The organism is Blastococcus deserti (assembly GCF_042682525.1).
GTDB classification, from domain to species: Bacteria; Actinomycetota; Actinomycetes; order Mycobacteriales; family Geodermatophilaceae; genus Blastococcus_B; species Blastococcus_B deserti.
In genome coordinates, this window is record NZ_JBHUHP010000028.1 from 83,600 (window position 1) to 97,889 (window position 14,290).

The following is a 14,290-nucleotide window of genomic DNA, read 5'->3' on the forward strand; positions in this document are numbered from 1 at the left end:
GCCTCCTGGGCCCCGGAGGCGGCGTTCCCACACCTCACGAACGGCCCCGGCGGAGCAACCGCCGGGGCCGTTCCGCGTCCTGCTCAGGGCAGCGGGCGCCCGTCCGGGCCGCGGACGACCTCTCCTTCGATGACCAGCGGGGATCCCGGACCGGGACCGGACGGAACCCCGGCAGTGCGGACGCTCTCCACCCGGACCGGGCCGCGCAGGCCCAGCGGCAGTCGCGCGAGCACGACCCGGGTGAGCGCGGCACGCACGAGGCCGCGGGTGCCGGGCAGCAGGCACAGCAGGCCGATCACGTCGCCGATGAAGCCGGGCAGCACCATGAGCAGCCCGCCGGCGGCGACCAGACCGGCGTTGCCCAGCTCGGCGCCGGCCGACCGTCGGCCCCGCTGCGGGATCCCCTCGCCGGCCTGCGAGCGATGGGGGGCGGTGGGGTCCTGCAGCCTCTCCCGCAGGTCGCCCAGCGCCCGGGTCCCCTGGCGGGCCAGGAGCAGCCAGCCCAGGGCGCTGGTGGCCAGGGTGGCCAGGATCGTGTAGCCGATGCCGATCCAGGCCGCGACGAGGACGAAGACGACCAGTTCGGCCAGGACCAGCAGGCCGGCGACCGTGCGCACCCGGCGTCCGACGGTGTCACTCACGATGTCCCGCTCCTCTCCGTCCCGCGTGCCGGCACCGGCCGGCGCACGCGGCCCGGCAGCCAGTCGGCCAGCCGGTCCCGGACGCCCCACAGGGTCACCCGTACCAATGCCTCGACAACGATCGAGCCGCTCATCTTGCTCCTGCCGAACGTCCGTTCGGTGAAGGTGATCGGCACCTCCGAGACGCGAGCTCCCGCCCGCACGGCGCGCCAGGCCCAGTCGACCTGGAAGCAGTACCCCTGGCTGGCCACGTCGTCGAACGGCAGCCGGTCGATCAGCTCCGCCCGCGCGGCCCGGTAGCCGCCCGTGGCGTCGCTGAGCGGCAGCCGGAGCGCCCAGCGGGTGTACCGGTTACCCGCCCGCGAGAGCAGCAACCGGTGGGCCGGCCAGTCGGTCACCCCTCCCCCGGGCACGTACCGGGAGCCCAGGACCAGGTCGGCGGACCCGAGGGCGGACAGGAGGTCCGGCAGCTGCTCGGGCGCGTGCGAGCCGTCGGCGTCCATCTCGACGACGACCTCGTAGCCGTGTTCGCGGGCCCACCGGAACCCGGCCATGTAGGCGGCTCCCAGGCCGGCCTTGGCGGTGCGGCGGAGCACGTGCACGCGGGGGTCGCCGGCCGCCAGCCCGGCCGCCAGCTCGCCGGTGCCGTCGGGCGAGCCGTCGTCGACCACCAGTGCGTGGGCGGTCGGCACGGCGGCGTGCAGCCGGTCCAGGATCGGCTCGAGGTTCTGCGCCTCGTTGTACGTGGGCACGACCACCAGGACGCGGTCGCTCACGCGCCGCCCCTCCCCCGCTGCCGGCCCGGCGCCGGGCGGAGGGCGACCAGGAGCGCGGCGGCTCCGACGGCGGTGAGCAGCCATTCGGGGGCGGCCCCGGCGCGCTGGGCGATCGTGGCGGTGTCCCGCTGGGCGATCTCCTCGACGAAGACGGCCGGCTCGAACAGCTCGGAGGAGCGGACGACCGAGCCGTCCGGGGCGACGACGGCGGAGATGCCGCTGGTGGCCGCGACGACGACGCTGCGGCCCTGCTCGACCGCGCGCAGCCGGCTCAGGGCCAGCTGCTGCTCGCTCTCGTCGGTGTAGCCGAACGTGGCGTTGTTCGTCTGGACGACGAGCATCCCGGCGCCGCCCTGCACGACGTCGCGGGTGAGCCCGTCGTAGACGATCTCGAAGCAGATGAGGTCGCCCAGCCGCACGCCGCCCAGGTCTAGGACGCCCACCTCGTCGCCGGCGGTGAAGTCGCGGCGGACCAGGTCCACCTTGTCGCTGAAGAGGCGGAAGAACGAGCGGTGGGGGATGTACTCCCCGAAGGGCACCGGGTGGCGCTTGACGTAGGTGTCCCCCGGACCCTCGGCGGGGTCCCAGACGATGGCGGTGTTGCTGACGTACTCCCCCGGCCCGTCCACGACCGCCCCGACCAGGATCGGCGCGCCGATCGCCGCCGCGGCGCGGTCGATCTGACGGGCCGCGTCGGCGTTGGTGTAGGGGTCGATGTCGGAGCTGTTCTCCGGCCAGACGACGACGTCGGGCCGGGGTTCCTCCCCCGCCGCCACCCGCCCGGCGAGCTCGAGGGTGCGCTGGACGTGGTTGTCCAGGACGGCCCGGCGCTGGGCGTTGAAGTCCAGGCCGGCCCGCGGCACGTCGCCCTGGATGACGGCGACCGTCGCGGTGGGCCCGCCCTCGGTCAGGGACGCGCCCGGCAGCGGCAGCCACGCGAGCGCACCGGTCAGCAGGACGGCGAGCGCACCGGCGGCGGCGAGCGCCGCACGCCGGACGGCCGGATGCCGCACCACCGCCCGCCGATCGGGCGGGTCGTGCCACGCCCGGCGCAGCGCCAGGACCGCGGCGGCCAGCGACGTCCCGACGAGCGCCACCGCGAAGCCGACCAGGGGCACGCCCCCGTAGGCGGCCAGGGACAGCAGGGGGCCCTCGGTCTGGCTGAAGCCGAGCCGCCCCCACGGGAAGCCACCGAACGGCAGACGGCCGCGCAGTGCCTCGTCGGCAACCCAGAGCGCCGCCGTCCACAGCGGCCACCACCGCAGCCGCGAGGTCAGCGCGGTGGCGGCGCCGAGGAGGGCGACGTAGGAGGCCTGGAAGATCCCGAGCGCCAGCCACGGGAACCAGCCGACGTACGTGCCGCTCCAGGACAGCAGGGGCACGAAGAACGCCAGGCCCAGGACGAGCCCGAGCCAGAGGCCCGACCGAGCACGCTGACGGTGCACGGCGAGGGCGAGGGCAGCCGGGCCCAGCGGGGCCAGGGCGACGAGGTCGTAGCCGGGGAACGCGAGCAGGAGCACCAGGCCACCGGCGGCCGCGAGCAGGGTCCGCCAGGGCCACCGGACGCGCCCGCGGGCGGCCGGTGGACCGGTCACCGGCGGGACCGGCCGCGACAACGTGCCGACCGCCGGCCGTCCTGCTCCTGCCGGCACGCACAGCCTCCCGGAACCGCGTGGCACCCGGTGGTCCGCCCGGCGCCGCCAATGCCTCCCCGAGCCGGTCGGACGGGGTCCGGACCGCCGCGCCGTCGGCCGCGGTCCTGACCCAGCATCCCACCCCGCCCGGCAGCCGTGCCGGAGCCTGCTGCCGGTCGATCCCTCTCCGGGTCAGCGACCGGCAGGCGCACCGCGCGGGTTCCGCGTCTTCGGGCCGGACGGCCGGTCGCTGGAGGCGATCGGCTCGACCGTTGTCTGATGACGCTGATCCGAGCGGGCTCCGCCGGGGTGGCCCGCTCTGTCGCCCTCCGCCGGTCCGCGGCCCTCCTCGGCCCGGTTGCGCAGGAGCGGGCGCCCGTGGCGCCCACCCGTGCGGCCGGGAGGCCTGCGGATCCGTCCGGAGGAGCGTGTCGCGGTGCTCCCGGATGGAACTGCAGGGACTGTAAGAACAGTGCGCGCCCGAAGCAGCACGATCGGTGACCGCGAGACCGACTGTGACTGGATCGTTACTCGGACTGCAGCCTCAGGATGCGGGCACGACCAGGGTCGCCACCGCCTCCACGACCGTTTCCGCGGGGTCGAGGACGCGGGCCGCAGAGGCCCCGCGCTCGGGCTCGGCCCGGGCGACCACCCGCGCGGTGCAGCGGAGCTCGCGGCTGCGCCGGCCGATCCGCACCACCTCCGCCGTGGCTTCCAGGACGTCGCCGGCGCGCACGGGGCCGAGGAACCGGACCTCCGAGTACCCGGCGAGCAGGCCCTCGTCGCCGTCCATGACGATCGCCACCTCGGTGGCGACGTCGCCGAACAGGCCCAGCGTGTAGGCGCCGTCCACGAGCGAACCGCCGTAGTGGGCGTGCGCGTACGGCACGTACCGGCGGTGGGTGACGGTCAGGCCGAGCCGTGGATCGGTCACGAGGGCTCCTTCTGCGGGACCAGGGCGTGCACGAGATAGCTGGCGACCTCGCCGGGCGTCGTCCCCCGGCCGAAGACCTTGTCGACGCCGAGGTCGGCGGCCATCGCCGGGTCGAACCGCGGGCCGCCGACGACGAGCAGGGGCCGGGAGTCGCCCATCGCCTCGCGGAAGGCGGCCGCCAGCTCGCGGGTGTTGCGCAGGTGGGCGTCCTTCTGCGTGACGACCTGGGACACGAGGACGGCGTCGGCGCGGGCGGCCCGCGCCCGCGAGACCAGATCGGGGACGGTGACCTGGGCGCCGAGATTCGTCACGGCCATCTCCCGCAGGTACTCCAGGCCCTTCTCCCCCGCGAAGCCCTTCACGTTGAGGATCGCGTCGATGCCGACGGTGTGGGCGTCGGTGCCGATGCAGGCGCCGAGCACGACGAGCTTGCGGCCGAGCCCGCTGCGGATGGCGGCGTTGATCTCCGACGACGACAGCAGCGGATAGGCCCGCTCCTCCACCTGCACCGCGTCGAGATCCACCAAGTGCTTCACGCTGCCGTAGACGACGAAGAAGGTGTAGCCGCTGTCGATGGCGTGGCTGTGCACCACCATCGCCGGCTCGATGCCCATCTTGTTCGCCAGCTGCAGCGCCGCGCCCTCGGCCGGGGGTCCGGCGGGCACGGGGAGGGTGAACGAGGTCTGCACCATCCCGTCGCCGGTCGTGTCCCCGTAAGGCCGGACGATCGTCCCGTCAGGCACGGGCCACCTCCCTGTCCTGCTGCACGGCGGCCTGCCCCTCCAGCAGCTCCAGCGCCGGGTTGTACGCGCCGGGTCCGAGCTCCACGACGCCGTCGAGGCCCTTGCCGCCGGTCGGGGGGCGTCTCGTGATCCCGAAGGTGCCGTCGGCGATCGCCTGGATCAGCCCCTCGGGGTGGTCGGCGATCCGGCCGAGCAGGTCGACGGCCTCGGCGAGCACGGTGTGCGCCCGCCGGTCGATGAACCCGCCCGGCGGCGGGGCGAAGTCCTCGGCCAGGTTGCCCGCGGCGTTCAGCACGTAGCGCACGTTGCGCAGCGCCAGGTCGCGGTCGGACAGCCACGGGGTCACCACGGCCTCGGTCATCATGCCGACCAGCAGGATCCCCTGGCCGGTGAGCGCCCCGGCCAGGTTGAAGAACCCGTCGAGCAGGTAGCCGCGGAAGACGTCGCCGGTCATGTGCTTGGTGGGCGGCATCCACTTCAGCGGCGCGTCGGGGAACAGGCTGCGCGCCAGCAGGGCGTGCGCCAGCTCCAGCCGGAAGGACTCGGGGACGTCCGGGTCGATCTCGAAGGCGTGCCCCAGGCCGAGCTGCCAGTCCTCGAGGCCGGTCTCCTTGGCCAGGGTCTCGTTGAGCAGCTGGCTCACGGTGACGGTGTGCGCCTCGTCGACGGCGTCGGCGGTGGTGAGGTAGTTGTCCTCGCCGGTGTTGATGATGATCCCCGCGCGGGCGTGCACCATCCGGCTGAACCGCTGGTCGACGAAGGTTCGCCGCGGGTTGATGTCGCGGAAGAGGATCCCGTACATCGCGTCGTTGAGCATCATGTCCAGCCGCTCGAGCCCGGCCAGGACGGCGATCTCGGGCATGCACAGCCCGGACGCGTAGTTGGTCAGCCGCACGTACCGGCCGAGCTCGGCGCTGACCTCGTCCAGGGCGGCCCGCATGAGCCGGAAGTTCTCCTGGGTGGCGTAGGTGCCGGCGTAGCCGGTGCGGGTGGCCCCCTCGGGCACGTAGTCGAGCAGCGACTGCCCGGTCGACCGGATGACGGCGATGACATCGGCCCCCGCGCGGGCCGCCGCCTGCGCCTGCGGGATGTCCTCGTGGATGTCGCCGGTCGCGACGATCAGGTAGATCCACGGCCGGCGTGGCGGGTCGCCATGCGTGGCGACCAGCTCGTCGCGGCGCCGCCGGTTGGCGTCGATCCGGGCGATCCCGGCGGCCACGGCGTCGCGGGCGGCGTCTCTCGCCCGCTCGGCGTCGCCGCCGGTGGGCAGCGTGAAGCGCGCCGTCCCGGCGCCGACCTGCTCGGCCAGGGCCTGCAGGGACGGCGCCGCGCCCGAGGCGAGGGCGTGCCAGACCGGCAGGGACACCCCCGACTCCAGGCCGACCTGCTCGCGGACGGCGTCGACGACGCGGTTCGCCCAGGGCACCCGGTCCTCCAGCCTCCCCTCCCCCGTCACCGGGTCGGTGCCGGTGAGACCGGCCAGCCGCAGCACCGCCCGCTCGACGGAGACTGTGGTGTGCCGCCGCGCCAGGTCGATCACCGGCTGGGCGGCCTGCGCGGCCAGTGCACGGGCGCGGTCGACGAGGACGGGATCGAGCGTCAGCCTGCTCATCGCAGTCCTCCTCTCATCGAGCTTTCTGTACCGAAAGCTGGGTCGCCGGGCTGAGCTTTCGGTACAGAAAGCTGGAACAGGGGCGTCATGGGAGGCCTTCGATCGGCTCGCCGTCGACCAGCAGCTGCCGGCAGGACGGCCGCGCCCGCTCGGCGAGCACGGCGGACAGGGTGTGCGCGGTGGCCCAGAGGGCCAGGTGCGCGGGGGCGCCGACGGCCAACGGCCCGGCCGGGTGCTCGGCCCGGGCGGCGTGCCAGCCGCCGTGCGTGGCCGCGTCGAAGGCGTCGAAGGGCCGCAGGCCCGACCCCGGCGTCCGGTGGTCGACGGCCGCGTGCACGCCGCCCCACGGGTCCAGCGGGGTGACCGGCGCGTCGCTGCCGAGGGCCAGGGCGACGCCGGCGTCGGCGAGGTCGGCGAACGGGTTGGTCGCCGCGGCGCGGGCGGCTCCCAGCCGCTCGGCGTACATGCCGGAGTCCCCGCCCCACGCGGCGTCGAACGCCGGTTGCACGCTGGCCACCATGTCCCAGGCGCGCATCCGCGCCATGACGGACGCGTCGGCCATCTCGAGGTGCTCCAGCCGGTGGCGGCAGGCGCGGACGGCCGCGGCCCCCAGCTCCTCGACGACGGTCCCGACGGCTGCGAGGACCTGGTTCACCGCGGCGTCGCCGATGCAGTGGAACCCGGCCTGGACGCCGGCGAGGGTGCAGGCCCGCACGTGGTCGACCAGCGACGCCGTCTCGAAGCGCAGGGCACCGCTGGTGCCGGGGCGGTCGGTGTACGGCGCGCTCAGCGCGGCGGTGTGCGAGCCGAGAGCGCCGTCGCAGAACAGGTCCCCGCCCGCGCCGGTGAGGCCGAGGTCGCGAACGACGTCCAGCCCGCCCCGCTCCGCGAGCTCTCCCCAGTAGCCGAGCACCAGCGGCCCGGGTTCGCCGGCCGAGAGCGCGAGGAGCGCGGCGAGGTCCTCGGCGCCGGAGACCTCCGGGCCGGCCATCTCGTGCAGGCTGCCGATGCCCAGAGCGGCCGCCGCCGCCCGGGTGGCCCGCTGCGCCGCCCGCCGCTGGGCGGAGCCCACCGCGCCGTAGGCGGCCTGCCGGGCCGCGTGGTGGGCGTCGAGCCGCAGCTGCCCGTCCGGGTCGTAGCCGGGCAGGTCGCCGATCCCGGGGATGCGGTCGAGGAGCGCCGTCGAGACCGTGGCCGAGTGGACGTCCACCCGCGCGAGGTAGGCCGGCCGGTCCCCCACCACCGCGTCGATGTCGTGGCGGGTCAGGCCCCGGCCCTCGGGCCAGCCCGTCTCGTCCCAGCCGGTGCCCAGCAGGAGCGCGTCCGGCGTGCCGGCGGCGTGCGCCCGGACGGCCGCCGTCGCGGATGCCAGGCTCACGCTCGAGGAGAGGTCGAGACCGGTGAGGGCGAGCCCGGCTGCCGTGGCGTGCACGTGGGCGTCGACGAAGGCGGGGGTCAGCAGCGCACCCTCCCCCGCCAGGACGCGGTCCGCGGCCGGCGCCCGCGTCGCGTCCCCGAGCCAGGCGATCCGTCCGTCGACGACGTGCACGGCCCGCCCCGGGCGGTCGCCCACGGTGACGTCGGTGACGAGCAGGTTCACGGGTGCACGCGCGGATCGACGAGGGACCGGACGCCCCGGTTCCGGCGGTAGAGGTCGAGCGCCAGGGCGGCGTGCCCAGGCGTGTAGCCGTTCCCCACGAGCATCGTCACGTCCGCCGCCATCCCCTCCGCACCCAGGGCCGCCGCCGAGAACGACGTGGCCATGGAGAAGAAGACCACGGTGCCCCCGTCGGCCGTGGCCAGGACGGCTCCGTGTTCGGCACCGGGCACGTCGACGCAGACGACCGTGACGTCCGCGGGCGTGCCGACGGCGGCGGCCACGGCGAGCGGGTCGGTGGCGTCGGCGACGACGACCCGGTCGGCCAACCCGGCCGCACGGAGCGCGGAGGCCTCGGCGTCGTCGCGCACCAGACCGGTCAGGTGGGTCGCGCCGGCGGCGCGCGCGGCGGCCAGGGACAGGCATCCGGACTTGCCCGCCGCGCCCAGGACGACCACCGTCCGGGCCCCGGCGCGCTCCACGACGCGGGCGGTCGCGGCCGGGGCGCCGCAGACGTCGAGCACGGCGAGGGAGACGGCGTCGGGGAGGTCGTCGGGCAGCACCGCGGCGATCGAGCGGGCGAAGAGGATCGCCGTCCCCTGCGCGGGCACCTGCTCGCTGCGGCCGTCCCAGCGGGCCAGCCCGTCGGTGAGGCGCAGTGGGGTGAGGGTCAGCGAGACCAGGGTGGCGACGCGCTGCCCGACCGCGAGGCCGAGGGGCGACTCGGGGCCCACGGCGTCCACGACGCCGATGAGCATGCCGCCCGAGCCGGTGACGGGATTCTGCATCTTGCCCCGGGTCGCGACGATGCCCAGGACCGCGGCACGGACGGCCGCGCCGTCGCCGGCGTGCGCCTCCGAGAGCTGCCGGAAGGAGGCGGCGTCGAGATTGAGCCGCTCGACGGCGATGCGCACCTCGTCGGCGCCCAGGGCCGGGTCCGCGTCGAGGCGGAGCGCCGCCTGCGGCAGCACGCCCCGGGGCTCCAGCACCCGGTGCACCCCCAGCGCCCGTTCGACCGATCCCGGCACGCGACTCTCCCGTCTAACTCGTTCGACGCAGAAGAACCTATCGCGTCAGCGCTGTTCTGCCGAAGATTTTCCCGTAAGGTCACCCGTGTTGCGGAGGACCGCAGCGGGACAGGGAGGCGACACCGTGCTCGAACAGCCCTACGAGTACTCGGCTCGTGAACTCGTCGAGCCCGACTGGCGGCGGCTGCCCGGCTTCGCGGACGTGACGCCGGAGCAGTGGCGCAGCGCCCAGTGGCAGCGCGTCAACTGCGTGAAGAACCTCCGGCAGCTGCGCGGCGTCTACGGCGATCTGCTCGACGAATCGTTCTACGTCGACGTGGAGGCCGACCAGGCCGGGCGCGCGACGATGTCGCTGCTGCTGCCGCCGCAGATGCTCAACACGATGGTCCCCGACCGGGTGCCCGACACCGCCGCGATGTTGGCCGACCCGGTGCGCCGGTACATGCTGCCGGTCGCCTCCGACCGCCTGCCCGGTGCCGCCGCCAGCCACCCGTACGCGGCCCGCGACTCGCTGCACGAGCACGAGATGTGGGCGGTGGAGGGGCTCACCCACCGCTATCCCACCAAGGTGCTGGCCGAGCTGCTGTCCACCTGCCCGCAGTACTGCGGCCACTGCACCCGCATGGACCTGGTGGGCAACTCGACGCCCGCCGTCCCGAAGCTGAAGTTCGAGCTCAAGCCGGTCGATCGGCAGACGGCGATGCTCGACTACCTGCGCCGCACGCCGGGCGTGCGTGACGTGGTGGTCTCCGGTGGCGACGTCGCCAACCTGCCGTTCAAGAACCTCGAGGCGTTCGTCGCCGGCCTGCTGGAGATCGAGTCGGTCCGCGACATCCGGCTGGCCTCCAAGGCTCTCATGGGCCTTCCGCAGCACTGGCTCCAGGACGACGTCGTCGAGGGCATGGCCCGGCTGGCGACGACGGCGCGGGCGCGTGGTGTCTCCCTGGCCGTGCACACGCACGTCAACGCGGCCCAGCAGGTGACCCCGCTGGTGGCCGAGGCGGCGCGGGCGATGCTGGCCGCCGGTGTGCGCGACGTGCGCAACCAGGGTGTGCTGCTGCGCGGGGTGAACGCGACGGCGACCGAGCTGCTCGACCTGTGCTTCGCGCTGCTCGACGGCGCCTCGATCACGCCCTACTACTTCTACATGTGCGACATGATCCCCAGCGCCGAGCACTGGCGGGTGTCGCTGGCCGAGGCGCAGACGCTGCAGCACGACATCATGGGCTACCTGCCGGGCTTCGCGACGCCGCGCATCGTCTGCGACGTCCCCTACGTCGGCAAGCGATGGGTGCACCAGGTCGCCGAGTACGACCGCGAGCGCGGCATCAGCTACTGGACGAAGAACTACCGCACCGGAATCGAGGCCGGCGACGAGGCGGCGCTGGACCGCCGCTACACCTACTACGACCCGATCTCGACGCTGCCGGAGAGCGGCCGCGCGTGGTGGGCGGAGCGCGAGCACGACTCGGTCGCCGCCGAGGTGCGGGCGGCCAGCTCGCGGGCCGCGTCGGCCGCCGATCTGCTGAACTGATCTGACCCGGGCGGTGTCCGCAGGGGCCACGCCGGGGTAGCACCGTCGGCGTGGTGACGGTCGGCGAGGAACTGCTGCGGACGGAGCGTCTGCGGCTGCGCCCGTGGACGACGTCGGCCGTCGACCTGGCCCGGCTGACCGACCTCTACGGCCGGGACGAGGTCACCCGCTGGCTGGGTGGCTCGCCGAAGCTGCCACCTGAGGAGCTGGTGGCCCGCTGGAACGCCGTCCGGGCGCAGGATTCCCGGTTCGGCAGCTGGGCGATCCAGCCCCTCGGCACGGCATCGGCGGCGGGCACCGTCCTGCTGCGGCCGCTGCCGAACGGCGTCGGGGAGGTGGAGGTGGGCTGGCACCTCCACCCGGACAGCTGGGGCCACGGGTACGCCACCGAGGCGGCCCGGGCGGTCATCGAGTGGGCGTTCGCCGCCGGGGTGCCCGAGGTCTACGCCGTCGTCCGCCCCGGGAACCAGCCGTCGATGGCCGTCTGCGCGCGGCTGGGCATGCAGCCGGTCGGGCGCTTCCGCCGGTGGTACGGCGTGGAGCTGGAGACCTTCCGGTTGATGGCGCCGATCGTCGTGGAGTGACCCCCGGGTCAGCGGCGGTGACCGAGCCGGCGGGCGAGGCGCTTGAACGGGTGCGGCCGCTCGGCCGTGACCGCCTTGCCGGCCGCCCGGACGGAGTCCTTGACCGCCGCCTCCTCCGGCGTCGGCGCGGTGCCGCCGAGGTGGGCCGGCAGCCACCACCGGTCCTCGGGCCCGGCCGGCTGCTGCGGATAGCTGCGCTGCGCCTCGTCCAGCAGGGCCTCCATCGCCGCGCGGGTGCGCCGCAGCAGCGCCTGCGGCTTCTCCCCCGGCTCGGCCACGAGCGGCTCGCCGAGGATCACCGTCACCGCCACGTCGCGGCGGAGATCGACCTTGTGGCCCTTGGTGGCGATCCGGTGCCCTCCCCAGACGGCGGCGGGGATGATCGGCACCCCCGCGTCCACGGCCATGCGGGCGGCGCCGGCCTTGAGGTCCTTGACGGTGAAGCTGGTGCTGATCGTGGCCTCGGGGAACACGCCGATGACCTCGCCGTCCTTCAGCGCGCGGACGGCGGACTCGAAGGCGGCGGCGCCGGCCTTCCGGTCGACGGGTATGTGCTGCATGGCGCGCATGAACGGACCGGCGAACCAGTGGTCGAAGACCGCCGCCTTCGCCATGAACCGGACGAGTCGGTGCTGCGGGAGCGCCCCGAGGCCCAGGAAGGTGAAGTCGAAGAAGCTGACGTGGTTGCTGCAGATGATCGCGCCACCGGTGGTGGGCACGTGCTCGGAGCCGCGTACGTCGAAGCGGAACCGGAAGAGCCGGAAGACCACGAGCGCCAGCCGGATGACGAACCGGTAGGGCCGGTCGCGGCGGGGCGGTAGGGCGCCGAAGAGGTCGCGGCGGACGACGTCGCGCCAGCTGGCGGTGTACGTACCCGCGGGGTCCATGGCCGGAATCTAGTCCGCGGAGCCGCGGGACGCCTGGGGGGTGCCCGGGGACCGGTCGGTGGTGACCTCCACGGCGGCGCGCACCACCGCGGCGAGGTCTCCGGTCTCCCGATGGACCCGGCGCTGCAGGTCCGCGCCGGTCCCCCGGCGCAGGAGGGCGGAAAGCCCGTCGGCGACCCGCTGCTGGTCACCCGCGTCGGCCAGCGCGGGACGGATGTGGTCGAGGAGCGCCCCCAGGACGTCGGCGGCCGGTGCCGGGCGGCCGGTGAGGGGGTGCACCAGGTCCCCCGAGAGTCCGGAGCGTCCGGCCCGCCAGGCCGCGACGCGCAGGACGGCGGCCGGCACGGCGGGCGGCGGGTCGCCGGCGCGGGCCGCGCGGGCGGCCGTCTCCACCAGGCCGCGCACCACGCCGGCGAGCGTGACGGCGTCCTCGGCCCGCAGGGCGACGTCGGCGGTGCGGACCTCGACGGTGGGCCACGTGGCCGACAGGCGGGCGTCGAAATAGACCATGCCCGTGTCGAGCACCGTCCCGGTGGCCAGCACCTCGTCGATCAGCCGGTGGTAGGCCGCCGCGGAGCCGAACACCTCGTTGGGGCCGGCGGAGGGCCAGCGGTGCCAGGCCTGCGACCGGAAGCTGGCGTAACCGGTGTCCTCGCCGGACCAGAACGGGGAGTTCGCGGTGAGGGCGGTGAGCACCGGCAGCCACACGCGGATGCGGTCGAGCACGGCCACGCCCTCCTCGTCGTCGGCGATGGAGACGTGCACGTGGCAGCCGCAGGTCAGCATCTCGCGCGCGGTCAGGCCGAAGGCCTCCAGCATCCGGGCGTAGCGGTCGCCCACGGTCGGAACCGGCGTCACCGGCACCGGTGAGGTGGCCAGAGCGGCGACGTGGGCGCCGGTGGCGGCGGCCGCCGACTGCGCCCGCGCGCGCCAGAAGCGCAGCGCGGACCCGAGGTCGGTGAGGGTGGAGCAGACCGGTGTGCCGAGCTCGAGCTGCTGGGCCTTGAGCTCGGGCACCAGGTGCGCGGCGTCCTGCACGCCGGCCTCGCGTTCGCCGCGGTCGTGCTCGGCGGGGTTCTCCCCCTCTCCCCGCCGGGAGGCGACCTCCAGCGCGTCGGGACCGAGCGGGACCGGCCGGCCCTCGGTGTCCACGACCAGCAGCTCTTCCTCGACACCGACCGTCCGCACGATCCCCATGATCGTCAGCGCCTCCGGCCCCCGCCGGCCTCCTTCGCCCCGGCGATCAGCTGGTTCAACCGTTATCCCCAACTATTTCACCCCTTCTTGAGAAGACCTGTGGTCACGCTGCTCCCCCAGCTGACTTCGTCACCGCGCACGCGGCCCCGCGATTGCTGCAGCGGCGCCCGAAGGGCGCCGACGTGGGCAACGGCAGGTGACGACGAAATCAGGTCGTATATTTGTTGGGGATAACGGTAGAGTCACGTCATGCGAGGTGGGTGGCAGCAACCGCTGCCAGACATGCCGGCTCCGCCCCCGGCGCGCGCCTGGCGCCGCCTGGACGCGCCGCCGGGCTACGAAGCCCAGTGGCGCCGCCTGGCCGAGGCGGCCCTGGAACTCGGTCTGGGGCCCGAGCAGCTGAGCGAGACCGGCCTGGAACCGCTCACCGCGGCGCGCGGCTGGAAACCCGCCACCGTGGCGCTGTACAGCAAGGTGGCCCGCTACGGAGGCATCGCTCTGCCGAGGGTGCCGACGCCGGAACCCGATCCACCGGAACTGGATCTGCGCCCGCTCGCCCAGGTCCGCAGCGAGGATCCCGAGCACCTGCGGTCCGTCGCCTGGTGTGCGATCGCGCTGGGCTGGCCGGCACCGGTGGCCACGTTCCGGTCGCTGCGGAGGGACCAGGTGCGGGCGACGGTGCGCCGGCTCCTGATCTCGACCGACGAGGGCGAGTGGTCAGTGCCCGGAGCCCTGACCGCCTGGCACGCGTGGGAGGCGGTCAGGGGACGCTTCCCGGCGCTGGCCGAGAGCCCGTGGGTGCTGCCGGCCCTGCGCCGTGGTCCCGGTCCGGATTCACGGATCGGTGGCCGGCTGTCGAACCAGGCGCTGCAGACCACCTTCGCCAAGCACGCCGTCCGGACGGCGCAGCACCTGCGGGTCACGGCTGCCCCCTCGCGCCGGGCGTACGCTGAGGAACTGGCCCTGACGTACCGGCAGCTGTCCTACGACTCCTACCGGCGGCTGGCCCTGGCCGCCGGCGCTCCCCCGGTCACCCCGCGCGGCGCCGTCCGGGCGGCGCGGGCGGTTAGCCGCTCCTCCCGCCTCGCCGGCTGACCGCGGTCACAGAGGACCTGGCCGTCGG

The 14,290-nt window shown here is 74.7% G+C and carries 13 protein-coding genes; 3 read left to right on the top strand and 10 right to left on the bottom strand.

Features of this window, described 5'->3' with window-relative positions:
* Window positions 1-83: 83 nt before the first annotated feature.
* From ACFSHS_RS19450 to kdd, 8 genes are all read right to left on the bottom strand, one after another.
* Window positions 84-641 carry an FxsA family protein gene (locus tag ACFSHS_RS19450; RefSeq protein ID WP_376879698.1) on the bottom strand — a complete coding sequence of 186 codons (558 nt, stop codon included), beginning with the start codon at window positions 639-641 and terminating at the stop codon, window positions 84-86.
* The gene (locus ACFSHS_RS19455; protein ID WP_376879701.1) at window positions 638-1,417 is read right to left on the bottom strand and encodes a polyprenol monophosphomannose synthase; all 780 of its coding nucleotides are present in this window, start codon (window positions 1,415-1,417) and stop codon (window positions 638-640) included. Before ACFSHS_RS19455 ends, ACFSHS_RS19450 begins: the two co-directional genes overlap by 4 nt.
* Window positions 1,414-3,012, bottom strand: coding sequence for an apolipoprotein N-acyltransferase (lnt, locus tag ACFSHS_RS19460; protein WP_376879703.1), 1,599 nt, complete (start codon window positions 3,010-3,012; stop codon window positions 1,414-1,416). Before lnt ends, ACFSHS_RS19455 begins: the two co-directional genes overlap by 4 nt.
* 583 nt (window positions 3,013-3,595) lie before the next feature.
* The gene (gene kal, locus ACFSHS_RS19465; protein ID WP_376879706.1) at window positions 3,596-3,985 is read right to left on the bottom strand and encodes a 3-aminobutyryl-CoA ammonia lyase; all 390 of its coding nucleotides are present in this window, start codon (window positions 3,983-3,985) and stop codon (window positions 3,596-3,598) included.
* On the bottom strand, window positions 3,982-4,728 hold the full coding sequence (gene kamE / locus ACFSHS_RS19470; RefSeq protein ID WP_376879708.1) for a lysine 5,6-aminomutase subunit beta: 747 nt from the start codon (window positions 4,726-4,728) through the stop codon (window positions 3,982-3,984). The genes kal and kamE overlap by 4 nt, the downstream gene beginning before the upstream one ends.
* On the bottom strand, window positions 4,721-6,340 hold the full coding sequence (gene kamD, locus ACFSHS_RS19475; RefSeq protein WP_376879711.1) for a lysine 5,6-aminomutase subunit alpha: 1,620 nt from the start codon (window positions 6,338-6,340) through the stop codon (window positions 4,721-4,723). Before kamD ends, kamE begins: the two co-directional genes overlap by 8 nt.
* Before the next feature lie 85 nt (window positions 6,341-6,425).
* Window positions 6,426-7,940, bottom strand: coding sequence for an amidohydrolase (locus ACFSHS_RS19480; RefSeq protein WP_376879713.1), 1,515 nt, complete (start codon window positions 7,938-7,940; stop codon window positions 6,426-6,428).
* Complete coding sequence (kdd, locus tag ACFSHS_RS19485; RefSeq protein ID WP_376879716.1) at window positions 7,937-8,965, bottom strand: L-erythro-3,5-diaminohexanoate dehydrogenase; 1,029 nt, start codon at window positions 8,963-8,965, stop codon at window positions 7,937-7,939. The genes ACFSHS_RS19480 and kdd overlap by 4 nt, the downstream gene beginning before the upstream one ends.
* Window positions 8,966-9,089: 124 nt before the next feature.
* Here kdd and ACFSHS_RS19490 point away from each other — a divergent pair, with 124 nt between their 5' ends.
* Both ACFSHS_RS19490 and ACFSHS_RS19495 read left to right on the top strand, forming a co-directional pair.
* Entirely contained in the window at window positions 9,090-10,499 is a 1,410-nt protein-coding gene (locus ACFSHS_RS19490; protein ID WP_376879718.1) for a KamA family radical SAM protein, read from the top strand.
* A gap of 53 nt (window positions 10,500-10,552) precedes the next feature.
* Complete coding sequence (locus ACFSHS_RS19495; protein WP_376879721.1) at window positions 10,553-11,083, top strand: GNAT family N-acetyltransferase; 531 nt, start codon at window positions 10,553-10,555, stop codon at window positions 11,081-11,083.
* 8 nt (window positions 11,084-11,091) lie between these two features.
* On the opposite strand, the gene ACFSHS_RS19500 is transcribed toward ACFSHS_RS19495, so the two are convergent.
* Together ACFSHS_RS19500 and ACFSHS_RS19505 are read right to left on the bottom strand one after the other, a co-directional pair.
* Complete coding sequence (locus tag ACFSHS_RS19500; RefSeq protein WP_376879724.1) at window positions 11,092-11,970, bottom strand: lysophospholipid acyltransferase family protein; 879 nt, start codon at window positions 11,968-11,970, stop codon at window positions 11,092-11,094.
* A 9-nt stretch (window positions 11,971-11,979) separates the two neighbouring features.
* Window positions 11,980-13,158, bottom strand: coding sequence for a glutamate--cysteine ligase (locus ACFSHS_RS19505; RefSeq protein WP_376879726.1), 1,179 nt, complete (start codon window positions 13,156-13,158; stop codon window positions 11,980-11,982).
* 258 nt (window positions 13,159-13,416) lie between these two features.
* Here ACFSHS_RS19505 and ACFSHS_RS19510 point away from each other — a divergent pair, with 258 nt between their 5' ends.
* A complete protein-coding gene (locus ACFSHS_RS19510) occupies window positions 13,417-14,262 on the top strand; it encodes a hypothetical protein (RefSeq protein ID WP_376879728.1) in 846 nt (281 codons plus the stop codon).
* Window positions 14,263-14,290 lie beyond the last annotated feature (28 nt).